This window comes from Burkholderia sp. BCC0397 (assembly GCF_902832865.1).
Classification (GTDB): Bacteria; Pseudomonadota; Gammaproteobacteria; order Burkholderiales; family Burkholderiaceae; genus Burkholderia.
The window spans coordinates 146,237-169,211 of sequence record NZ_CADFDL010000006.1; the positions used below are offsets into that span (position 1 = coordinate 146,237).

Sequence of the window (22,975 nt, forward strand, 5' to 3'; positions counted from 1 at the left end):
TCCTTTCGTTCGATGTGCCCGGACAGGGTTTTCAGGTCTGAAGAAACGGCCGGGTTCGAACGCATGCCGTCGCGCCGGAACCGGCGGCCGTCGTTCCGAATGCCGGCGGCCGGCGCGTGTCGTTACATATGCGTGCCGCCGTGCGTGCGGCCGCCCGGGTCGCCGCCGCGGTCGGGCGGCGTATTGTTCTGATCGATCTTCGCGAGCACGAAGCCGGCGGGCGGCAACGCGGCGGGCGAGCGGTGCATCGCTTGCCCGACTGCAGGGTGAGGCGAGGCGGCGGGAAAACCGGATGACGTCACGCCCGGTTGAGCGAACGCCGACAGGGAAGCGGCCGCCAGGGCGGCGGCGACGATCGCGTGCGTATTCATGGCGACTCCTACACGACTGACTGACTTCGGGGACGACGTAATCAGTCTAGGGCGCGAAACTTAACGCGACGTGAAGGCTCGGCGGTGCGCGCATGACACGCATCTTCATGCGCGCCGCGACGGTCAGGCCGGTGCCGACACCAGCGCGCAGAAGTTCTCGAGATCGACGTTGCCGCCGCTGATCACCACGCCGACGCGCTTGCCCTGCAGCGCGTCCTTCATCCGCCGCGCGGCGGCGAACGACAGGCAGCCGGTCGGCTCGACGACGATCTTCATCCGCGTGGCGAAGAAGCGCATGCAGTCGACGAGTTCCGCGTCCGTCGCGGTCAGGATGTCGTCGACGTCGCGGCGGAGGATCGGGAACGTGAGGTTGCCGAGGTGCTGCGTCTGAGCGCCGTCGGCGATCGTGCGCGGCGTGTCGATGTGCACGATCGTGCCGGACCGGAACGATTGCTGGGCGTCGTTGCCGGCTTCGGGCTCGACGCCGTACAGCTTCGCATGCGGCGACAGCGCACGCGTGGCGAGCGCGGTGCCCGACAGCAGCCCGCCGCCGCCGAGCGGCGTGAACACCGCGTCGAGCGGGCCGATTTCGTCGAACAGTTCCTTGGCCGCGGTGCCCTGGCCGGCGATCACGTCCGGGTGATCGTAGGGCGGAACCAGCGTGAGCCCGTGCTGTTCCGCGAGCGCGCGCCCGATCTGCTCGCGATCCTCGGTGTAGCGGTCGTAGGTCACGACGTTGCCGCCGTAGCCGCGCGTCGCGGCCATCTTCGCGGCCGGCGCGTCCTGCGGCATCACGATCGTCGCGGGAATGCCGAGGATGCGCGCCGACAGCGCGACAGCCTGCGCATGGTTGCCCGACGAGAACGCGACGACGCCGTGGCGCCGCTGTTCCGCGTTGAAGCGCGACAGCGCATTGAACGCGCCGCGGAACTTGAAGGCGCCCATGCGCTGCAGGTTCTCGCACTTGAAGAACACCTGCGCGCCGAGCGCGTCGTCGATCGTCCGCGACGTCATCACCGGCGTGCGGTGCGCGTGGCCTTCGAGCCGGGCCGCGGCGGCGGCGACGTCGTCGTACGTGGGGAGAGTCGGAGAGTTCATGGTCGCTCGAGGGTCGAAAAGATCAGTCAACGGGAGACGCAAAACGGCAAAGCCGGACGCGGTGCGTCACTTCGCATCGTTGTAGACGGTGGCGCGCGAGACGCCGAGATGCTGCGACACGATCTCCATCGCACGGCGCACCTCGAGGAAGCCGTCGGTCTTCAGCGTCTGCATCAGCTCGCGGCGCTGGTCGGTCTTCAGCTCGCGCGGCGTCGTCGCGAGGCGCGTCGCGAATGCGTCGATGCGCTGCCGGATCGCGTCGGCGCTGGCCGGGTCGAGCGTTTCGACGACGGTTTCGCCGTCCGTGCGGCAGAACTGGTTGAGCATGCCCTGGAAGCCGCGGAACAGCGTGACGTCGGCATTCAGGCACAGCGCGGCCACGTAGCGCCCGGTCGAATCCTTGATGCCAATCGACGTGCTTTTCGCGGTGCGGCCGTCGGCGAAGCGGTTCGGGTAATTCGCGAGCACCTGCGGGAACTCGTCGTCGGCGATGCGGGCGAGGCCGAGTTCGGTCGCAGGATCGCCGACCGCGCGTCCGGACAGGTTGTTGTGGATCGCGAGGATCGCGTGCTCCGGCGTGCGCAGGTCGTGCACGACGACCTCGGTGAACGGCGCGAACATCTCGCCGAGCCCTTCGGCGATGCGCTGCACCTGCTCGATCAGCGATGCCTGCTCCGACGGCAGTGGTTTGCGGTTCGTGCTCATGCGTGGTCCTGGGGGGCGGGCGTGTCAGTCGTTTCCGTCGTTTCCGGTCGCGTGATGTCGGCCAGCAGCGGGCGCGCGATCCGGACATAGTCGGCCGCGTCGAGCACGACCGAGCGGTCGAGGCGGCCCGCGTTGAACGCGATCTCGGCGTTGCGCTCGACCAGCGCCGGATCGACGACGAGCGTCACGTTTGAATCGAACACGAACGGCGGCACGGCGCCCATCACGCAGCGCGTGACGGCGGCCGCGACGTCGGGCGACGCGAGCGTCGCCTTGCGCAGGCCGACCGCATCGGCGACCTTGCGGAAGTCGATCTTCAGGTGGCCGGGAATCACCGCGAGCGGCTGTGTCGCCGCCATCCTTGAACGTGCAGAGCATCGCCTTTGCGCCCTGTTCGGGGCGGGTGCCGCGCAGCGCGGCGATCGCGTCGGATTTGCCTTCCGCCGGATGCTCGAGCACGCGGAAACGCGCGCCGGATGTATTCAGCAGTTCGCAAAGGGTATCGAAAACGGGAGAGTCGTTCATGTCGCTCCGGGAGGCAGACCGACACGCTGGCGCGCGCGGATCAAAGAATCGTCCAAGTATAGACGTTTCGTCATAGCTATGGCGGTCGTCGTTGCCCGGGCGTGGTCGAAGCGGGCCCGTTCTTCAGCAGCCGAAAGGGCATTTCATATTGCGGGATTCGTGCCGAATTCCTGCTGCCGCGTTTTACCGCCGCTTGAAACCGTGTTTTGCATCGCAAAAACGCCTGGCTATCTCATTGAAAAACAACAGAAATTTATATCTTATGTCTTATATAAGACTTGGCAGAAATCGCGCCGGACAGGATTACTATTGAGTCCATGCAGTTCGCTTCGTCACACGCGGCGGGCACGCTGAATCCTTTACTCAAATGCGCTTCGTTCCCAGGAGATAGACATGTCCCAATATCAAGACGACATCAAGGCAGTGGCTGGTTTGAAGGAAAACCACGGCAGCGCGTGGAATGCCATCAGCCCCGAATATGCCGCTCGCATGCGTGCCCAGAACAAGTTCAAGACCGGCCTGGACATCGCGAAGTACACCGCGAAGATCATGCGCGCCGACATGGCCGCGTACGATGCCGATCCGTCCAAGTACACGCAGTCGCTGGGCTGCTGGCACGGCTTCATCGGCCAGCAGAAGATGATCTCCATCAAGAAGCACTTCAACAGCACCGAACGCCGCTACCTGTACCTGTCGGGCTGGATGGTCGCCGCGCTGCGCTCGGAATTCGGCCCGCTGCCGGACCAGTCGATGCACGAAAAGACCTCGGTCAGCGCGCTGATCCGCGAGCTGTACACGTTCCTGCGCCAGGCCGACGCCCGTGAGCTGGGCGGCCTGTTCCGCGAGCTGGATGCCGCGAAGGACGCGGCCGCCAAGGCCACGATCCAGCAAAAGATCGACAACCACGTCACGCACGTCGTGCCGATCATCGCCGACATCGACGCGGGTTTCGGCAACGCGGAAGCAACGTACCTGCTGGCCAAGCAATTCATCGAAGCGGGCGCATGCTGCATCCAGATCGAAAACCAGGTGTCCGACGAGAAGCAGTGCGGCCACCAGGACGGCAAGGTCACGGTGCCGCACGAGGACTTCCTCGCGAAGATCCGCGCGATCCGCTACGCGTTCCTGGAACTGGGCGTGGACGACGGCATCATCGTGGCCCGTACCGACTCGCTCGGCGCCGGCCTGACCAAGCAGATCGCCGTGACCAACACGCCGGGCGACCTGGGCGACCAGTACAACGCGTTCCTCGATTGCGAAGAACTGTCGGCCGATCAACTGGGCAACGGTGACGTCATCATCAAGCGCGACGGCAAGCTGCTGCGTCCGAAGCGCCTGCCGAGCAACCTGTTCCAGTTCCGCGCCGGCACGGGCGAAGCACGTTGCGTGCTGGATTGCGTCACCGCGCTGCAAAACGGCGCCGACCTGCTGTGGATCGAAACCGAAAAACCGCATATCGCGCAGATCGGCGGCATGGTCAGCGAGATTCGCAAGGTGATCCCGAACGCGAAGCTGGTGTACAACAACAGCCCGTCGTTCAACTGGACGCTGAACTTCCGTCAGCAGGCCTACGACGCGATGAAGGCTGAAGGCAAGGACGTGTCGGCGTACGACCGTGCGCAACTGATGAGCGTCGAATACGACGAAACCGAACTGGCCAAGCTCGCCGACGAAAAGATTCGTACGTTCCAGGCCGATGCATCGCGTGAAGCAGGCATCTTCCACCACCTGATCACGCTGCCGACGTACCACACGGCTGCGCTGTCGACCGACAACCTGGCCAAGGAATACTTCGGCGACCAGGGCATGCTCGGCTACGTGGCCGGCGTGCAGCGCAAGGAAATCCGTCAGGGCATCGCCTGCGTGAAGCACCAGAACATGTCCGGCTCGGACATCGGTGACGATCACAAGGAATACTTCAGCGGCGAAGCGGCGCTGAAGGCAGCGGGCAAGGACAACACGATGAACCAGTTCTGATCGTCGTCCGACCCGAAGCACGACGCCAGCCCCTCGGGGCTGGCGTTTTTTTTGTCTGCCCAAGCCGGCGCGTTACCCGCGCACGGCCTTCACGACGTACAGGCTCGTCGGCACCCCGGCGATCTTGTCGACATCGATGAAGCGCCCGCAGCTGTCCATCATCTCGGCACACGTTGCGCTGGAATTTTGCGTCGTTGCCACCGCGTCGAAGCATGCAGGCGGGTCGGTCATCGCGGCGACCGGAAGCACGCGTCGACGATTCGCGTCGTAGCCGGGCGCGTATTACCCCGGATTGCTGCGCGCACCGTGATGAGCAGTGGCTGCATCGGGTATTCGATCACGATGTTTGTGTACGCAACCTAATTCAGGGTTTGCCTGAGTAGCAAAAACGCTAATTCGTGCGGCGCGCGTTCGCGTGGTCGGCATGCACGAGCCGCAGGTTGAAATTGCCGCTCGCGCGAAACCCTTGCGGGGCGGACGTCGCGGCCGTTTCGTCCCCAAAGCGCGCGCGACGACGCCGTAACAAGCACCCGGCCTGCAACGCGCATGCCGGTGCGCGGTCACAGTTGTTTCTTGTTGCAACGCAACGCCGGCCCAATAACGGCGATGGTATGCTGGCCGGCATGGAGTTGTATGGCAGGTTGCATGCATGGCGAAACTCGCGTTCGCACCCTCTAACGAGACTTCACCTTCTCTCGCACGCATCGCGGCATCGACGCGCGCTTCGTTCGCGCGTCTGTCCTGCGTGCCGCATCTTCCTGCGCTCCGCACGCATTCCCCATCTCGCGGGCTCGCCCCGCACCCCCATCCCCGCCCAATAATCTGGAGACATTCCTATGTCGCAAAACACTTTGGCCGAAGCGACACACGGCCCGCTGATCGCTCCGCCGGCTTTCGTCAAACATCGCAAGCTGATCGACTGGGTATCGCGCATTGCTGCGCTCACGGAGCCCGAGCGCGTCGTATGGTGTGACGGTTCGCAGGAAGAATACGATGCGCTGTGCCAGGCGATGGTCGACCAGGGCACGCTCACGCGCCTGAACCCGGCGAAGCGCCCGAACTCGTATCTCGCGCAATCCGATCCGTCGGACGTCGCGCGCGTCGAGGATCGCACGTTCATCTGCGCGGCGTCGCGCGACGACGTCGGCCCGACCAACCACTGGATCGATCCGACCGAAATGCGCGAGACGCTCAACGGGCTGTTCCGCGGCTCGATGCGCGGTCGCACGCTGTACGTCGTGCCGTTCTCGATGGGCCCGCTCGGCTCGCCGATCGCGCACGTCGGCGTCGAGTTGTCCGACAGCCCGTACGTCGCGGTGAACATGCGGATCATGACGCGCATGGGGCGCGACGTGTACGACGTGCTCGGCGAGGACGGCGATTTCGTGCCGTGCGTGCACAGCGTCGGGCATCCGCTCGAAGCCGGCCAGCAGGACGTGCCGTGGCCGTGCAACCCGGTCAAGTACATCGTGCACTTCCCGGAAACACGCGAGATCTGGAGCTTCGGCTCGGGCTACGGCGGCAACGCGCTGCTCGGCAAGAAGTGCTTCGCACTGCGCATCGCATCGACGATGGGCCGCGATCAGGGCTGGCTCGCCGAACACATGCTGATCCTCGGCGTGACGTCGCCGGCCGGCAAGAAGTATCACGTCGCGGCCGCGTTCCCGTCCGCGTGCGGCAAGACCAACTTCGCGATGCTGATTCCGCCGGAAGGCTTCGACGGCTGGAAGGTCACGACGATCGGCGACGACATCGCGTGGCTGAAGCCGGGCCGTGACGGCCGCCTGTATGCGATCAACCCGGAAGCCGGTTTCTTCGGCGTGGCGCCGGGCACGGGCGTGAAGACCAACCCGAACGCGATCGCCACGCTGAAGGAAAACGTGATCTTCACGAACGTCGCGCTGACGGAAGACGGCGACGTGTGGTGGGAAGGGCTGACCGACACGCCGCCCGCGAAGCTGACCGACTGGCAGGGCAATCCGTGGACGCCCGAGATCGGCAAGGAAACCGGACGCAAGGCCGCGCATCCGAACTCGCGCTTCACCGTGCCGGCCGCGCAGTGCCCATCGATCGACGACGACTGGGAAAACCCGGCCGGCGTGCCGATCGATGCGTTCATCTTCGGCGGCCGCCGCTCGACCACGGTGCCGCTCGTGACCGAGGCGCGCGACTGGGTCGAAGGCGTGTACATGGCCGCGACGATGGGCTCCGAAACGACCGCAGCAGCCGTCGGCCAGCAGGGCATCGTGCGCCGCGATCCGTTCGCGATGCTGCCTTTCTGCGGCTACAACGTCAGCGATTATTTCGCGCACTGGCTCGCACTCGGCAAGCAGCTCGAAGCCGCCGGCGCGACGCTGCCGAGGATCTATTGCGTGAACTGGTTCCGCAAGGATGCGAACGGCAAGTTCGTGTGGCCGGGCTTCGGCGAGAACATGCGTGTGCTGAAGTGGATGCTCGATCGTCTCGAAGGCACCGGCGGTGGCGGCGAGCATGCGTTCGGCGTGTCGCCTGCGTATGAAGACCTGCACTGGGACGGCCTCGATTTCACGCGCGATCAGTTCGATGCGGTGACGTCGATGAACGCAGACGAATGGCGCGAGGAGCTGAAGCTGCATGCGGCGCTGTTCGATACGCTGAAGCTGCGCTTGCCGGCTGAAATGACCGACACGATGAAGAAGATCGAGCAGCGTATCGGCGGCTGACGACAGGCATCGACGTCACCACCTGAAAGCGGCATGAACGCCCCGGGCCATCCATCGCACGGCCCGGGGCGTTGTCGTTTCCTGCGATCGACCGGCGGTCAGCCGAGATCGAGCGCGTTCGTCAGGTCGCCCGGCGGCGTCTCACCGCGTGCGGCGAACGCGTTGTTGCGCAGGATCACGCCGTCGAGCGGCGCGAGGCCGTGCACGCGGCTGATGAAGCGCAGGATCGAGTTCGTGTCGTACAGCGTGTGATCGACGAAGCCCTTTTTCGCGAACGGCGAGATCACGAGCGCCGGAATCCGCGAGCCGGGGCCCCAGCGGTCGCCGACCGGCGGCGCGACGTGATCCCACCAGCCGCCGTTCTCGTCGTGCGTCATCACGATCACGGTGTTTTCCCATTGCGGCCCGCGCCGGATATGGTCGATCACGGTCGCGATGTGACGGTCGCCCGATTCGATGTCCGCATAGCCCGCATGCATGTTCAGGTTGCCCTGCGGCTTGTAGAACGTGACGGCCGGCAGGCGGCCCGCGTCGATGTCGGCGATGAAGCGGTTGGTCGACGGTTCGTCGCCGAGCCCCGCGTCGCGCAGGTGCTGGCGGCGCGCTTCGGTGCCCGGCGCGTAGTTCACGAAGTAGTTGAACGGCTGGTGGTGGTACTGGAAATCGGGCACCGTGCCCGTGTCGCGATGCTCGAGCGCGTACTGCCACGCGCCGCTGTACCACGCCCAGTCGATGTTCTTTTCCGACAGGCGGTCGCCGATCGTCGCGTAGCCCTGCGGCGGCATCACGCGATGGTCGGCCGGATCCGCATACGCGGCGTTGCCCGGATCGGGCGGCGGCACGTAGCTCGGCTGGTACGGCGGCGCCATCGTGTTCACGCCATAGCCATCCGGCGTCAGCGGGCCGTCGACCGCGAACTTCGGCGGGCCGTCGAGCGCGGACGCGGGCGAATCGTCGGCGAGCTTCAGGCGCGTGCCGGCCGGGTCGTCGTCTTCGACCTTCGACAGCAGTTTCGCCGCATGCGGATGCTTGTGCGCGTCCGGATACCGCGGCGGCTGCGCGGAGATCAGGAACATGTGGTTCATCCACGACCCGCCGAAGGCCGCCATGAAGAAGTTGTCGCACAGCGTGTATTGCCGCGCGAGATTCCACAGCCGCAGCGTGTCGGCCGAATTGCGGTAATGGCCCATCACGAGGCCGCCCGAATCGGCCCATGCGGCGAACTGGTTGTTGCGGCCGCCCGCGATCTGCATCTGGTTCTGGTAGAAGCGGTGCCACAGGTCGCGCGTGATCACGCCGTTCGGCAGCGGCTGGCCCTGCGCGTCGGTGATCCGGAACGGCGCGTTCGGCAGCTTGTCGATGTCGCGCTCGGCGATCGCGTAGCGCTTGCCGTCCACTTCCTGCGCCTGCGGCACGAGCCCGCCCCAGATCTTCGGCAGCACCGGCAGTGGCGTCTTGCCGTCGCGATCGAGCTGCTGCGCGTGTTCCGGCCGCACTTCGCTCAGCGGATGACGCACGCCCGGGAAATCGCCGTACAGGTTCGAGAAGCTGCGGTTTTCCGCATAGATCACGACGATGTGGCGCACGCGCTGGCGCAACGCTTCGTCGATGCGCAGGTCGGCGGCCGAACGCGGCGCGTTGCCCCCGGTGGTTTCGCAGCCGGCGAGCGCGACACCGGCACCGAGCGCGGCGAGGCCGCCGAGCACACGGCGGCGGTCGGGATCGGCGGGAAGGTCGTCGGGGCGATCGGGGGTGTCGTTCACGTCGTGGGCTCCTCGGATAGGCGGGTGGGCGCTGTCGTTCGATGCGCGCCGGCGCCGCGCGGGCTGCCGCGACGCAGGGCGGAATGCAACAGCCGGCAGCGCGCGCGGCGGCGCGATGCGACTGTCACGAAAATGTCATGAACGCGACTATAACGCGGCAAGGGGGCAGATGAAAGCCGTTCGTCGGACGATTCGACTCTCGCACGGCGAGCGGTGCGCGACGCCCGTGCGCGAACTAGACTGGAATCAGGGGCGGTGCGTCGCGGCGTGCCGCCCGGGCGAGGATCGCCCGGCAACGCTGGCGACGGTGTTGCCGAGCGGCATCGATGCGACGAACGACGCGAGACAGCGAGGCGACGATGGTGTGGATGCATGCCGTTTTCGCATGGCGGCCGCCGCGTACCGGTTGCGCGCGCGTGCCGGCGTGAGCGCACGCCGCGCAGCAGATACGGCAGGCCCGATGCCATGGACAGGAAATTCGACTACCCGGGATTGCTGATCGCGGCGGGCTTCTTCGTGCTGTTCGCCGCGCAGTTGCTGATGCTGCACCCGACGTCGACACCGATCGCGTACAGCGATTTCCACCGGCTCGTCGCCGCGCGGCTCGTCGACGATCTCGAGGTCGGCCCTGCGTCGATCTCGGGCGCGCTGAAGATGCCGCAGGCCGGCGCGATGCTGCCGGCGTCCGACGCGGCGGTCGTGCAGCAGGCCGGCACGCCGTGGCGCTTCACGACCAGCCGCGTGACCGACGAACACCTGATCGACACGCTGACCGCCGCCGGCATCCGCTATCACGGCACGCCCGACACCGGCTGGATCACGTCGCTCGCGTCGTGGCTGCTGCCGCTGATGCTGCTCGTGTTCGTGTGGAACATGATGCTGCGCAGGCGCGGCGGGCTGCAGGACTTTACCGGGATGGGCAAGAGCCGCGCGCGCGTGTACGTGCAGCAGGAAACCGGCATCACGTTCGACGACATTGCGGGCATCGACGAAGCGAAGGCCGAACTGCAGCAGCTCGTCGCGTTCCTGCGCGATCCCGATCGCTACCAGCGGCTCGGCGGCAAGATTCCGAAAGGCGTGCTCGTCGTCGGCGCGCCGGGCACCGGCAAGACGCTGCTCGCACGCGCGGTGGCCGGCGAGGCGGCCGTGCCGTTCTTCTCGATCAGCGGCTCGGCGTTCGTCGAGATGTTCGTCGGCGTGGGCGCCGCGCGCGTGCGCGACCTGTTCGAGCAGGCGCAGCAGAAGGCGCCGTGCATCGTGTTCGTCGACGAGCTCGATGCGCTCGGCAAGGTGCGCGGCGTCGGCCCGATGTCGGGCAACGACGAGCGCGAACAGACGCTGAACCAGTTGCTGGTCGAGATGGACGGCTTCCAGGCCGGCTCTGGCGTGATCATCATGGCCGCGACGAACCGGCCCGAGATCCTCGATCCTGCGCTGCTGCGGCCGGGCCGTTTCGACCGTCACATCGCGATCGACCGGCCCGACGTGAACGGCCGCCGCCAGATCCTCGGCGTGCACGTGAAGCGCGTGAAGCTCGCGGCCGAAGTCGACCTCGGCGAGCTCGCGTCGCGCACGCCGGGCTTCGTCGGCGCCGATCTCGCGAACGTCGTCAACGAGGCCGCGCTGCATGCGGCCGAACTCGGCAAGCCGGCGATCGGCATGGCCGACTTCGACGAGGCGATCGACCGCGCGCTGACGGGCCTCGAGCGCAAGAGCCGCGTGATGAACGAGCAGGAGAAGCTGACGATTGCGTATCACGAAGCCGGCCATGCGCTCGTCGCGGAAAGCCGTGCGCATTGCGACCCGGTGAAGAAGGTGTCGATCATTCCGCGCGGTGTCGCCGCACTCGGCTACACGCAGCAGGTGCCGACCGAGGATCGCTACGTCCTGCGCCGCAGCGAGCTGCTCGACCGGATCGATGCGCTGCTCGGCGGGCGCGTGGCGGAAGAACTCGTGTTCGCCGATGTGTCGACCGGTGCGCAGAACGACCTCGAACGCGCGACCGCGATGGCGCGCCACATGGTCATGCAGTACGGGATGAGCGAGAAGATCGGGCTCGCGACGTTCGACGACGGCGACGCGCACCAGGGCATGCCCGGCGCGTGGCATGCGGGCGACCGCCGCTGTAGCGAGCACATCGCGCGAATGATCGACGAAGAGGTGCGTACGCTGTTGACCGATGCGCATGCGCGCGTGGCGGCGACGCTCGGCGAACGCCGTGACGCGCTCGAACGCATCGCGCGACGGCTGCTGCAATGCGAGGTGCTCGAACGCGATGCGCTGCAGGCGCTGATCGATGGGCGCATCGAACCGTCTTCATTCACTTCGTCGTCGCCGGGCGACGATGCCGGCGCGATCGAAACGGAGCAGGCCTCCACCGTCGAGCGCGATTTCGTCGCGTACGGCCGGCCGCACGAACGCGATCGCTGAAGCCGCTGCGCGAACCGGCGGCCGGCGCGCGTCGATATCCCGACGCCGTGCTTTCTTTTTCTTCTTTTCCGCCACGGAGTCGCCATGAGCGACGCGCACGTGTCGGCTGAACGGCGTCGTGCGGAATGCACTGCACGACGAGACCACGGCGGCGTGAATGCGCGTCAGCGCGTCAGGATTCGGTCGCGGCCGCCACTTCGGCCGCTTCCGTGAGCGCTGCGAGAAAGCGCGTGCGCCACCAGTGCACGTCGGTCTTGCGCACGATCGCCATCAGCCCAGCGTGACGCTGGCGGCGCTCTTCGAGCGGCATCGTGAGCGCGCGCTGGATCGCCTGCGCGGTGCCTTGCGTGTCGTACGGATTGACGAGCAGCGCCGACTTCAGTTGCTCGGCCGCGCCCGCGAAACGCGACAGCACGAGCACGCCCGGGTCGGCCGCGTCCTGCGCGGCGAGGAACTCTTTCGCGACGAGGTTCATCCCGTCGCGCAGCGGCGTGACGAGTGCGACCCGGCTCGCGCGGTAGAGGCCCGGCAGGCGCTTGCGCGCGACGGTGCGGTGAATGTAGCGCATCGGCATCCATTCGAGCTCGCCGTAGTCGCCGTTGATCGCGCCGCACAGGCTGTCCATCTCGCGCCGCAGGTCGTCGTAGGCGCCGAGATCCTCGCGGCTCGGCGCGGCGATCTGGATCAGCGTCGCGCGGTCGCGGTTCTCCGGATACTGTTCGAGCAGTTCGCGGAACGCATGCACGCGCTGCGGCAGCCCTTTCGTGTAATCGAGCCGGTCGACCCCGACCAGCAACTGGCGGCGCGAATATTCGTCGCGCATTCGATCGAACATGTCGATGCCGTCGCGATCGCGCGCGAGCGACTCGAATTCGTCGACGTTGATGCCGATCGGAAACGCGCCGGCCGACAGCGTACGGCCGAACGCGCGCAGCCGGCCGTCCGGCAGCCGCGCCGCGCCGGCTTCCGCTTCGACGTAATGCTCGAAGTGGAGCAGGTCCGATTCGGTCTGGAAGCCGACGAGGTCGTACGCGAACAGCGAGCGCATCAGCCATTCGTGCTCCGGGATCGCGGCCATGATCGGCGGCGGCGGCATCGGGATGTGCAGGAAGAAGCCGATCGGATTCGTGCAGCCCATCGCGCGCAGCTCGGCCGCGAGCGGAATCAGCTGATAGTCGTGGACCCAGATGGTGTCGTCGGGCCGCAGCAGCGTGCGCAGCTTGCGCGCGAACAGCTGGTTCACGCGTCGGTAGCCGTCGGCGAAGCGCCGGTCGAACTGCGCGAGATCAAGCCGGTAGTGAAACACCGGCCACAGCACGTTGTTCGAGTAGCCGAGATAGTAAGCGTCGTAATCCTGCGGATCGAGATCGACCGTCGCGAGCTGGATGCCGCCGACGTTCTGGATCTGCACGTCGTCGCCATGTGGAGGCTGATCGTCGCCGCCGCGTAGCCTGCCGCTCCAGCCGAACCAGACGCCGCCGGTTTCCTGCAGGCTGTCCTTCACGGCTACGGCGAGGCCGCCGGCCGCGGCTTTACGGGGATCTGCGATGCGATTGGATACGACGACGAGTCGGCTCACCAGCTCTCCTGAAGATTGTTGGGGAAGGTTCGTGCGGCCAGGGCGCGAGAGGCAGACGCCGCCGTCGGCGCGCGGTGCGCGATACGACGGGGCCGCAGGGCGATCGGACGGGAGTCAGGGCACGCGATTCGCCGTCCGGTCGAAAAGTGCTCTTTTTAGGATACTCGTCATTCGTGCGTTTTAAAAGTCCGTGTCGACGGACGATGCGGGCGGGCAGGTCGCGCGGTATCGATGGCGGCGGTGCGGCAACGGGCGATGCCCGAGCGGGACCGAAACTTGCGCCGCGCTGCGATGCAATGTGCGCAAGGCCATGCGGCGAGTGGGGCGAATCGCGCGTGAGCGTGCTGACGATGCGTATGCGTGCATGACGGCATGCGCATCGCATCGCATCGGCTGGAGCGATTCTCGAGGCTGGATACGCCGGTTGCACGCGGCGCGTTGTTGGTCTGGAGCGCGATGCCTTCGACGATGCCGGTGAATATCGGTGATCGTCACCCGGCTCGGATTCGCGCCGGTAAGAGGCCCGCGGCGGGGGGCCGCGAGCCGTACCGGGGTTAGAACGTGGTGCGCAGTCCGGCCATTACGCTGCGGCCGCCTTGCGGGGCGAAGCCGCGCACGACCGAAGTCGAGTAGCGAATCTCCTGGTTCGTCAGGTTGTCGCCGCGCAGGTACGCGAGCCAGTGCGTCGGGCCCATGCGGAACTTGTACGTCACCATCACGCCGAGCGACGTGTAACCGTCCGTCGAGAAGTCGTTGTCGGGCACGCGATGCTGCGACCACGCATGCGTGACCTGCGCACGCGCGCCGAACGGGCCGTAACCGTAGTCGGCTGCAAGCGTCGCGCGCAGCGGCGCGATGCGCGGCAGCGGCTGCCCCGTGTCGACGTTGCGCGCATGCGTGTAGTCGGCCGTCAGTTCGAGATCGACCGTGTGGCCGCGCCGCGCGAAGGCACGCCACTTGCCGTCCAGCTCGATGCCGTAGAACTCGGCGCGCACGCCGCGATAGATCGCCTCGTTGAGCGAGCCGTCGGTGCCGGGCGCGACGGGCTCGCCGTCGCCGTCCACGACGCGGCCGGTGTTGTACTCGGTCAGGTAGTTCGAGAAGCGGTTGTAGAACACGCCGACGCTGCCGCGGTTCGGCCCGCTCGCATAGCGCAGCGACAGGTCGGTCGACACGGCCTTTTCCTTCGACGCGTTCGGGTTGCCGATCAGGAACTGGCCGGTCGCATCGTGCGGGCCGTTCGAATACAGCTCGTAGAAGGTCGGCGCGCGTTCGGTGTAGGCGACGTTCGCCGCGACTGACCATACGGGCGTCAGCGAGAACAGCGCGCCGGCCGACAGGCTGCCGGCGTTGAAGTCGCGCGGCTGCGCGCCCGCGAATTTTTCGACACCGGCCGGATCGGGATCGACCTTCACGTGCTCGAAGCGGCCGCCGAGGCTCAGCTTCAGTGCCGGGACCACCTGCCATTCCTCGAGGCCGAACAGCGCGACGCTGTTGGTGCGCGTGGACGGCACGAGCAATTCGTCGCCGAGCGCGGAGAACGTGTTCTGGCCGAACTGCACGCCGATCGCACCTTCGAACGGGCCGATCTTGCGGTGCTGCGCCTCGATGCGCGCCTCGTAGCCGCGGTTGCGGAAGGTGGTCGCCGTCTCGCCGTTGTCGACTTCCTTGTGGCGGTAGTCGGTGTACGCGAAGTCGAATTTCAGCTTCGTGAACGGCCCGCTCAGGTTGCGTACCTCGGACGCGAGCGCGAGGCGTTCCTGGCGCATCCGCAGCCGCACGTCGTCCTCGGCGACCGAGCCGTAGTTCGATTCGTAGCCGCTGTACGACAGGCCCGCGAAACCGTCCGCCCATGTGTACGACGCGCCGACCGCACCGCCGTGCACGCGGCCGTCGCTGTTCGGCACGTTGCCTTCCGGTTGCGGCGTGTCGGGGCCGTCGATCGCGCGTTGCTGGCTGCTGCGTGCGTAGCCGGGAATCCGCAGCTTGCTCGTTTCGCGATCGAATGCATCGACGTGGAACGCGAAGCGGCCGTTGCCGCCTTCGACCTGCGCGGCGCCCGCGCGCACGGAATTCGCGCCGCCGTAGCGCGCGTCGAGCGCGCCGGTCACGCCCTGGATCGCTTCGCGCGGAATCCGGTTGTCGATCGTGTTGACCACGCCGCCCACCGCGTTGCCGCCGTACAGCAGTGCGGCCGGGCCGCGCACGATCTCGACGCGCTCGATCGACAGCGGATCCTGCGGCACCGCATGGTCGTACGACAGCGACGACGCGTCATACGCCGCGACGCCGTTCTGCAGCAGCCGGATCCGGTCGCCGTCCATCCCGCGGATGATCGGACGGCCGACCATCGGCCCGTAGGTGGTGGTCGACACGCCAGGCAGCCCGTTGAGCGTTTCGCCGAGCGAATCGGCCTGGCGGCGCGTCAGCGCATCGCCGGAAAGCTGGACGGTCGGTGCGATCAGTTCGGTGTCGCCGAGCGGGTTCGCGGTCACGAAGATCGGGGCGAGCGGGGCGGCGGCCGGCGTGCCGGACGCGGCGGGCGCATCGGTCTGCGCGTGGGCGGCGGCGGCGAACAGCATCAGCGACAGGGACGAGAGCGGGCGAAGCGGTAAGCGAGGGAGGTCGCGCATGGTCGGTGAATCGGTTGGAATCGGATCGGATAACGAGCGATGCGGGTCACCGCTAGATACGATATATTGTTGCGTCAATGACGCGCAATGACCCGTTGGAACATGGCTCGGCGACGCGCGGCCACCTGGGTTGGAACGGCGTCAGGCGGACGAGCTCGCGAGATGATATGTTATATCATCTCAAATTCCAAGCCGAATGGCAGGATCCCGTCGGGTTTCCGTCGGATCGGTGAAAGGGCCGCGGGAGCGGCGGGGCGGCGTGCAACTGCCGGCTCGCGCTTGCGCGTCAAACGACGCCGGTCGTGGCGAAGCCGCGTCGACCGTTGCATGCGTCCCGATGCGTTGACGCGTATCAACGTGCTCCGATTCCAAAACCGGATACTGGGTTGCTCATCGACCAGACAGGAGCAACGCATGACCCAGACCATGAAAGCGGCCGTGGTACACGCGTTCGGCGAGCCGTTGCGCATCGAGGAAGTCCCGATCCCCGCACCGGGGCCCGGCCAGATTCTCGTCAACATCAAGGCGTCGGGCGTTTGCCATACCGATCTGCACGCGGCCGACGGCGACTGGCCCGTCAAGCCGTCGCTGCCGTTCATCCCGGGCCATGAAGGCGTGGGGATCGTCGCGGCGGTCGGCGCGGGCGTCACGCACGTGCGCGAGGGCGACCGCGTCGGCGTGCCGTGGCTCTACACGGCCTGCGGCCATTGCGAGTACTGCTGCACGGGCTGGGAAACGCTGTGCCATGGGCAGCAGAACACCGGCTATTCGGTGAACGGCAGCTACGCGGAATACGTGCTGGCCGATCCCGATTACGTCGGCCAGTTGCCCGCGCAGGTGGCGTTCGACGAGATCGCGCCGATCCTGTGCGCGGGCGTCACGGTCTACAAGGGCATTCGCGTCACCGACACGCGCCCGGGCCAGTGGCTCGCGATCTCCGGCATCGGCGGCCTCGGGCACGTGGCCGTGCAGTATGCGCGTGCGATGGGCCTGCACGTCGCGGCCGTCGACATCTCGCCCGACAAGCTCGCGCTGGCGCGGCAACTGGGTGCGGACCTGACGATCGATGCGTCGGCCGACGACCCCGCGAAAGTGATCCAGAAGGAAATCGGCGGCGCGCACGGCGTGCTCGTCACGGCCGTGTCGCGCAGCGCGTTCGCGCAGGCGCTCGGGATGGTCCGGCGCGGCGGCACGGTGGCGCTCAACGGCTTGCCGCCGGGCGATTTCCCGTTGCCGATCTTCTCGACCGTGCTGAACGGCATCACCGTGCGCGGGTCGATCGTCGGCACGCGGCGCGATCTGCAGGAGTCGCTCGATTTCGCGGCGGACGGCCTGGTGCGCGCGCACATCCACCGCGACCGGCTCGGCAACATCAACGACGTATTCGCGAAGCTGCGGGAAGGGAAGGTCGACGGACGCATCGTGCTGACCGACATGCATTGACGCCCTGAACAGGCGTACGCCGCCACGCGACGCATGGCGTCGTGCGGCGGCGTGACGGTCATCCTCGCGTCACGGCGCGAAGAACACGTCGGTGCGGTTCGTCAGGTTGCCCGCGTTGGTCTGGACGAAGAACGGATGGAACGACGACGACGGGAGGACGTCGAGCCCCTGGTAGTCGCCGATGAAGAACCCTTCGGCGTTGGGCGCGAGCTTCATGTCGAACGGGCCGCCGACGCGCCGCTCGTCGGCGAACGTGGTGCCGCCGTCATGCGAGATCTTGCGCCAGAAGCCGGTCGGCAGCGTCGTCGTGTTGCCGGCCTGCAGGTCGCGGAAGTCGTAGTACGTGACCATCACCGCCCCCGTGTTGTCGACGCGCACCGACGGATTGAACGCGGGGCGCCCGGTCGGCGTGTTCAGCTGTTGCGGCGCGCTCCAGGTCGCGCCGCCATCCTTCGACGTCGATATCGCGATCTCGTCGTACGTGCCGCCGTTGAAGCGGCTGTCCTGCCACACGACGTAGAGCTGCCCCGAGGCCGGGTCGATCGCGGGTTCCGGAATGATGTCGCCGGTGCGTACGGGTTCGCCGGTGTTCGGATCCGTGACGCCGACCGTCTGCAGTCCTGCGATCACCTGCGGCTTGGTCCACGTCGCGCCGTCGTCGGTCGACTTGATGAACGCGACCTTGCCGGCCGCCTTGCGGAACGGCGGCTGGATCAGGTCGAAGAAATCGTAGAGCGTGCCGCTCTTCGGATCGACGACGATCTGGTTGCCGATCGTCTGCTGACGCGACGGCACGTTGACGATGACCTTCGCGCGGCTCCACGTCTTGCCGCCGTCGACCGTCTTCGAGAAGAACGTCGGCCCGCGGTACGCCGCCGTGTGCAGGTTCGCATACGGGTTGCCGTTCGGCAACTCGAGGCGGTCCCATACCGCATACGCGGTGCCGGCCTTCACCGGGTTCGCCGTCACCGATTCCTTGTCGTTGAAGAACTGCGTCGTCGGTTCGTCGTTCGCGATCAGCACGGCCGGGCTGCTCCAGGTCTGTCCGCCGTCGGTCGAGACCGACGCGCCGACCGCGTTGGCGTTGTTCGACTGGTTGAACGAGATCGACACCGAGTACGCGGTGCCGTCCGGCCCGAACGATACCCATGGATCGGACGCGCGCTCGTACTTGAGCCCGCCCGGCGCGCAGGCGCTGAACGGCTGCGGCGTGCGCGCCCAGGTTGCGCCCGCATCGAACGTGTAGCCGGCGACGAGCCCGTGGGCGCCGCCGTTCGACCAGCGGTCCTGCTGCCACACGCCGATCATGTTGTTCGGGTTCGCCGGGTTGACCGAGAGCCACGGTTCGACTTCTGCATTCACGTAGTTGGTGCCCGGGCCGCCGATGGTGCACGCGGCGAACGGGCTCGGGCCGGACACGACGACGGGCTCGGCGTGCGCCGCGGCAGCGGCGGCCAGCGCCATCGCGGCGGACAGGCGGGTGACAAGCGGATGGGACACGATCATGCGTCGCATGGACGACTCCTCGGTGAGGTGCGGATGCGATGACGGGGCACGACGAGACAACGCGAGCCGGCGCGCGGCCAATCGTGCCGCACACGTCGTTACGTGCCGTTCAGCATGCCGCTTCGGTCATCGCCATCCGCGTGCGCTGGATGCCGCCAGCGCTTCGGTTAAGACGCCTCTTCGTTTTCATTGCTCGTCGGGTGTGTCTGCGATGTCGACCCGACGGGAAAGCCGGTCCGGGCATGCGGCGAATGTGTCGAAGTGGATTGCAATGTAGGCGATTCGAATGCCGCGCGACAGACGGTTTTTTGTAACAGGACGTAGCCGGAAAGCGTTGCCGGAAGCCGGTGGCCGGCATGCAAGATTTGCCGTTGCGGCAGCATGAAAATCGAATCGAAAACGCGAATCGCAATCGCTTGCGATTGATGCCGGCGCGCACCGATCGCGTACGCGTGAAGCGCTGCTCAGCGCTCCGCCGGAAACCGCTCCTGCAACGCGTGCAGCCAGCGCGCGACGACCTCGAGTTCGTCGTCGGAAAACCCGTCGCACAGCTTGCCGTTGAGTTCGCGCAGCAGCACGCGCGCGCGCTTGAGTGCCGCGTGGCCTGCGTCGGTCAGGTACAGCCGCGTCGCGCGGCCGTCGTCCGAATCGGCATGACGCGTGATGAGGCCGGCTTTCGCCATCCGGTCGGCGAGCCCCGTCATCGCGGACGGCGCGAGCTGCAATGCGGCGCCGACTTCGCCGATCAGCGCGCCGTCCTGCTTCGCGAGACAGAACAGCACGCCGGCCTGCGCGGCGCTCGCGCGCGTGTCGGTTTCGGCCTTGCGGTCGATCCAGCGCTGCACGCGCCGCTGGCCGATGTTCAACATGAAAAACAGTCGTCGGTCTTCGCTCAAGCTGGGTTCCCGGCTGCAATGGAAAGGGAGGGACGGCCCGCGGTGCGCGGCGTGTCGAGCGCCTGCGCGAGCCAGTCGGCGACGTCGGGCCACAGCACGCTGCCGGGCCGGCTGCGAAAGAAGCCCATGTGCCCGACCGGGCCGCTGCCCGCCGCGCGCGGATCGATCTGACGGCGTTCGACTTTCGCGCGGGTCAGGTAGCTTACCAGCAGGCCGATCGCGGCCGGGTTCGCCCACGGATCGTCGTCGAAGCCGAGCGCGAGGATCGGCAACTGCTGCTTCGAGAAGCGCTCGGCCGCGCCGAGTGTCGGATCGTCGAAGAAGTAATGCGGCAGCGTCGTCCAGCGGCTCCATTCGCGGAACACGCCGGCCGGCAGATCCTCGCCGAGCCCGAGCCGCTTGCCGGGCACGTAGCCGAGCAGCGCGGACATCAGCGGGCCGAGCACGCGCAGGATCAGCCGCACCTTCAGGCGTTCGGCCGCCTGCGCGATCAGCCGCGTGCTGCCCGCATGCGCGGCGACCAGCACGGCCGCGCGCAGATGCGTCGTCGCGCCCGACAGCCCGATCGCGTGTCCGCCGACGCTATGGCCAACCGCGAGCAGCGGCAGCCCTTCATGCGCGTGCCGGGCCCACGCGGTCGCGGCGCCCACGTCGAGCTCCATCCAGTCGCGCATGCGAGCCTGCAGCGCGCCCAGCCGCGCGGGCCGCGACGCGCCGATGCCGCGATAGTCGTAGGTCAGCGCCGCGAAACCGCGCTCGGTCAGGAAGCGCGCGAAGCCCGCATACAGCCGCTCGGGCACGGCCGTCGCCGGATGGATCAGGACCAGCGCGCGCGGCGTCGCGTCCGGCGACCACAGCGTGCCGTGCAGCACATAGCCGTCGGCGGCGGAAAACTCGATGGGTTGGGAGGTCATGGCCGTCCTCGCTCCAGGCAGTTATTTCGTATGCGAAATATAGTCCGGGATTTATTTCGTGCACGAAATATCTATCGAGGAATCGTTCGAAATTCATCCGGCGACGGCTGGCGGCGAGCGTCGGGCATGGGCGAGTGATTCATAAAACATTTGCATCTTTGCATAGAAGAATATTGCGTTTGTGTCATGAAGTGGATCGACGTATCTTCTCCGGTTCCATCCGTTGCGCCGGCGATTTCGCACGGCGGACAACAGGGCGCCGCCGTCGCGCGGCTGCCCGCGAACCTTCCGGGAGATCATGTTGCTGAGCCGAATCGTCACGGCGCTCTTGCTGGCGCTTGCCGCGCAGCCGGGCATCGCCAAGGACACCGTCACGCTGCGCGTCGGTGAACAGAACTACTTCAACATCCAGGCGTCGATGGAGGCGTCCGGCGTGCTGAAGGACCTGCCTTACACGATCGAGTGGAAGCACTTCCAGGCCGCCGCGCCGGTGGCCGAAAGCCTGAACGGCAACGCGATCGACATCGGCTTCCTCGGCGATTCCGCGCTGCTCACGCTGGCCGCGCGCGGCGCACCGGTCAAGGTCGTCGCGGTGTCGCGGCAGAGCCTCGACGGCGTCGCGATCCTCGTGCCCAAGCGCTCGCCGGTGCGCACCGTGGCCGACCTGCAGGGCAAGACCATCGCGGTATGGCGCGGCGCATGGAGCCAGCAGCTCGTGCTGCGCGCGCTCGAACACGCGGGCCTGCGCGCCGATTCGGTGAAGTACGCGTACCTGATGCCGATCGACGCGACCAACGCGCTCGCGAACGGCTCGGTCGATGCCGTATCGCTGTGGGAGCCGTTCGTCAGCACGCTCGCATTGCGGCAGGGCGCGCGACCCGTGACAACCGCGCAGGGGCTGATGCCTGCGCTGAGCTTCGTCGCCGCGAACGAGCAGGCCGCCTCGGGCAAGCGGCCCGAGATCACCGATTTCCTGCGACGCGTGGTGGTGGCGCGCCAGTGGGTCGACAGCCATCCGCGCGAGTACGCGGACCTGTGGGCGAAGCGCGCGAATCTCGAACCCGACGTCGCGTATCGCTGGCTCAACAATGCCAAGCAGCGCGTCGGCCCGGTCGACGAGACGGCCGCGAAGGATGCACAGAACACGGCCGACTTCCTGCACAAGTCCGGCGTGATTCCGACCGCGTACGACACGTCGAAGCTGCTCGATCGCTCGTATGCGGGCGCGTTCGCGGTGCCCGCGCAGAAGACGGCCGCCGCGCAGTGACCGTGCGGCACGCTTTACGATTTCCGCGATTCCCGATCGATACATCCAAGGACATCCCGACATGCCAGTCGACATCATCGGCATGATCACCGCGACACCCGGCGCGGAGGTCGACGTACCAGGCGGCGCGGCCGTCCAGCCCGACTACGTGCGCCGCTTCGCGCAGGCGCACGAGACGGCCGGCTTCGACCAGATCCTGGTCGGCCATTTCAGCAACGCGGCGGACGGCTTCATCGTCGCGTCGTTCGCGGCCGCCGCGACCGAACGCATCCGCCTGCTGCTCGCGCACCGGCCGGGCGTGATCGTGCCGTCGGCCGCCGCGCGGCAGATATCGACGCTCGACGTGTTCAGCGGCGGAAGGCTGGCGCTGAACGTGGTGTCCGGCGGCGACGATGCGGACCTGCAGCGCGACGGCGATTTCGTGCCGCACGATGCCCGCTACCGCCGCACCGGCGAATATCTCGACGTGCTCAAACGGATCTGGCTGGCCGATGCGCCGGTCGATCACGACGGCGCGTTCTATCGGCTGCGCGGCGCGTCGCCGGTCGTGAAGGGCGCTCAGCGGCCGCATGTGCCGATCTATTTCGGCGGCTCGTCGCCGGCCGCACTCGCGGTCGCGGGCGAACATGCGGATGTCTACATGACGTGGGGCGAGCCGCTCGATGCGGTGCGCGAGCAGATCGCGCGCGTGCGGGCCGCTGCCGCGCCGTTCGGGCGCGCGCCGCGCATCAGCGTGTCGTTCCGCCCGATCGTCGCCGATACCGAGGCGGCCGCGTGGGAGAAGGCCGAGGCGATCCGCGAGCGCGTGCGCGCGGCGCGGCTCGCGAACGGCCAGCCGATCGCCGGTCATGCGCCGCAGAATGCCGGCTCGCAGCGGCTGATGGCGGCCGCCGCGCAGGGCGACGTGCTCGACGAGCGGCTGTGGATGGGCGTCGCGAACCTGACCGGCGCACGCTGGAATTCGACCGCGCTCGTCGGCACGCCCGAGCAGGTCGCGCGGGCGCTGGGCGCGTATTACCGGCTCGGCGTATCGACGTTCCTGATTCGCGGTTTCGATCCGCTCGACGATGCGCTGGCCTACGGGCGTGAACTGATCCCGGCGATTCATGCGCATATCGCGGAACTCGACCGATATCAGGCGGCGGTGCCGGCGTAGGCGAACCAGC

General features: G+C 67.2%; 15 protein-coding genes and 1 pseudogene. 6 read left to right on the forward strand and 10 right to left on the reverse strand.

Annotated features, from left to right (window positions below; genetic code table 11):
• Positions 1-122: 122 nt before the first annotated feature.
• From HWX03_RS20155 to HWX03_RS20170, 4 genes and pseudogenes are all read right to left on the reverse strand, one after another.
• Positions 123-371 carry a hypothetical protein gene (locus tag HWX03_RS20155; RefSeq protein WP_174430827.1) on the reverse strand — a complete coding sequence of 83 codons (249 nt, stop codon included), beginning with the start codon at positions 369-371 and terminating at the stop codon, positions 123-125.
• A 123-nt stretch (positions 372-494) separates the two neighbouring features.
• Positions 495-1,469: a threo-3-hydroxy-L-aspartate ammonia-lyase gene (locus tag HWX03_RS20160; protein ID WP_175872414.1), complete on the reverse strand. Its 975-nt coding sequence runs from the start codon at positions 1,467-1,469 to the stop codon at positions 495-497.
• A gap of 66 nt (positions 1,470-1,535) precedes the next feature.
• Positions 1,536-2,174 (reverse strand): PAS domain-containing protein, encoded by a 639-nt coding sequence (locus HWX03_RS20165; RefSeq protein WP_174430825.1) that lies wholly within the window; start codon positions 2,172-2,174, stop codon positions 1,536-1,538.
• Positions 2,171-2,699: pseudogene (locus tag HWX03_RS20170) on the reverse strand (YbaK/prolyl-tRNA synthetase associated domain-containing protein). The gene HWX03_RS20165 and the pseudogene HWX03_RS20170 overlap by 4 nt, the downstream one beginning before the upstream one ends.
• Positions 2,700-3,092: 393 nt before the next feature.
• Here HWX03_RS20170 and HWX03_RS20175 point away from each other — a divergent pair.
• Both HWX03_RS20175 and HWX03_RS20180 read left to right on the forward strand, forming a co-directional pair.
• Complete coding sequence (locus HWX03_RS20175) at positions 3,093-4,676, forward strand: isocitrate lyase (protein WP_175872415.1); 1,584 nt, start codon at positions 3,093-3,095, stop codon at positions 4,674-4,676.
• Positions 4,677-5,512: 836 nt separating this feature from the next.
• The gene (locus HWX03_RS20180) at positions 5,513-7,378 is read left to right on the forward strand and encodes a phosphoenolpyruvate carboxykinase (GTP) (protein ID WP_175872416.1); all 1,866 of its coding nucleotides are present in this window, start codon (positions 5,513-5,515) and stop codon (positions 7,376-7,378) included.
• A gap of 98 nt (positions 7,379-7,476) precedes the next feature.
• Here HWX03_RS20180 and HWX03_RS20185 read toward each other — a convergent pair whose 3' ends face one another.
• On the reverse strand, positions 7,477-9,141 hold the full coding sequence (locus HWX03_RS20185; protein ID WP_175872417.1) for an acid phosphatase: 1,665 nt from the start codon (positions 9,139-9,141) through the stop codon (positions 7,477-7,479).
• A gap of 465 nt (positions 9,142-9,606) precedes the next feature.
• Here HWX03_RS20185 and ftsH point away from each other — a divergent pair, with 465 nt between their 5' ends.
• The gene (gene ftsH, locus HWX03_RS20190; protein ID WP_175872418.1) at positions 9,607-11,571 is read left to right on the forward strand and encodes an ATP-dependent zinc metalloprotease FtsH; all 1,965 of its coding nucleotides are present in this window, start codon (positions 9,607-9,609) and stop codon (positions 11,569-11,571) included.
• Positions 11,572-11,743: 172 nt separating this feature from the next.
• Here the strand turns inward: ftsH and otsA are convergent, their stop codons facing one another.
• Complete coding sequence (gene otsA, locus HWX03_RS20195) at positions 11,744-13,150, reverse strand: alpha,alpha-trehalose-phosphate synthase (UDP-forming) (RefSeq protein ID WP_174386587.1); 1,407 nt, start codon at positions 13,148-13,150, stop codon at positions 11,744-11,746.
• Between the two features lie 554 nt (positions 13,151-13,704).
• The gene (locus HWX03_RS20200) at positions 13,705-15,783 is read right to left on the reverse strand and encodes a TonB-dependent receptor (protein ID WP_244132702.1); all 2,079 of its coding nucleotides are present in this window, start codon (positions 15,781-15,783) and stop codon (positions 13,705-13,707) included.
• A 414-nt stretch (positions 15,784-16,197) separates the two neighbouring features.
• On the opposite strand from HWX03_RS20200, the gene adhP reads away from it, so the two are divergent.
• Positions 16,198-17,226: an alcohol dehydrogenase AdhP gene (adhP, locus tag HWX03_RS20205; protein ID WP_175872419.1), complete on the forward strand. Its 1,029-nt coding sequence runs from the start codon at positions 16,198-16,200 to the stop codon at positions 17,224-17,226.
• 69 nt (positions 17,227-17,295) lie between these two features.
• Here the strand turns inward: adhP and HWX03_RS20210 are convergent, their stop codons facing one another.
• The 3 genes from HWX03_RS20210 to HWX03_RS20220 all read right to left on the reverse strand — a co-directional run bounded on the left by HWX03_RS20210 (position 17,296) and on the right by HWX03_RS20220 (position 20,542).
• A complete protein-coding gene (locus HWX03_RS20210; RefSeq protein ID WP_175872420.1) occupies positions 17,296-18,741 on the reverse strand; it encodes a sialidase family protein in 1,446 nt (481 codons plus the stop codon).
• 455 nt (positions 18,742-19,196) lie between these two features.
• Positions 19,197-19,628 (reverse strand): MarR family transcriptional regulator, encoded by a 432-nt coding sequence (locus tag HWX03_RS20215; RefSeq protein ID WP_174386591.1) that lies wholly within the window; start codon positions 19,626-19,628, stop codon positions 19,197-19,199.
• Positions 19,625-20,542, reverse strand: a complete 918-nt coding sequence (locus HWX03_RS20220; protein WP_175872421.1) for an alpha/beta hydrolase — start codon at positions 20,540-20,542, stop codon at positions 19,625-19,627. Before HWX03_RS20220 ends, HWX03_RS20215 begins: the two co-directional genes overlap by 4 nt.
• A 298-nt stretch (positions 20,543-20,840) precedes the next feature.
• Between HWX03_RS20220 and HWX03_RS20225 the strand changes: the two genes are divergently transcribed.
• Both HWX03_RS20225 and HWX03_RS20230 read left to right on the forward strand, forming a co-directional pair.
• The gene (locus HWX03_RS20225; protein ID WP_175872422.1) at positions 20,841-21,809 is read left to right on the forward strand and encodes an ABC transporter substrate-binding protein; all 969 of its coding nucleotides are present in this window, start codon (positions 20,841-20,843) and stop codon (positions 21,807-21,809) included.
• Positions 21,810-21,870: 61 nt separating this feature from the next.
• The gene (locus HWX03_RS20230; protein ID WP_175823864.1) at positions 21,871-22,965 is read left to right on the forward strand and encodes an LLM class flavin-dependent oxidoreductase; all 1,095 of its coding nucleotides are present in this window, start codon (positions 21,871-21,873) and stop codon (positions 22,963-22,965) included.
• The last annotated feature ends 10 nt before the right edge of the window (positions 22,966-22,975 follow it).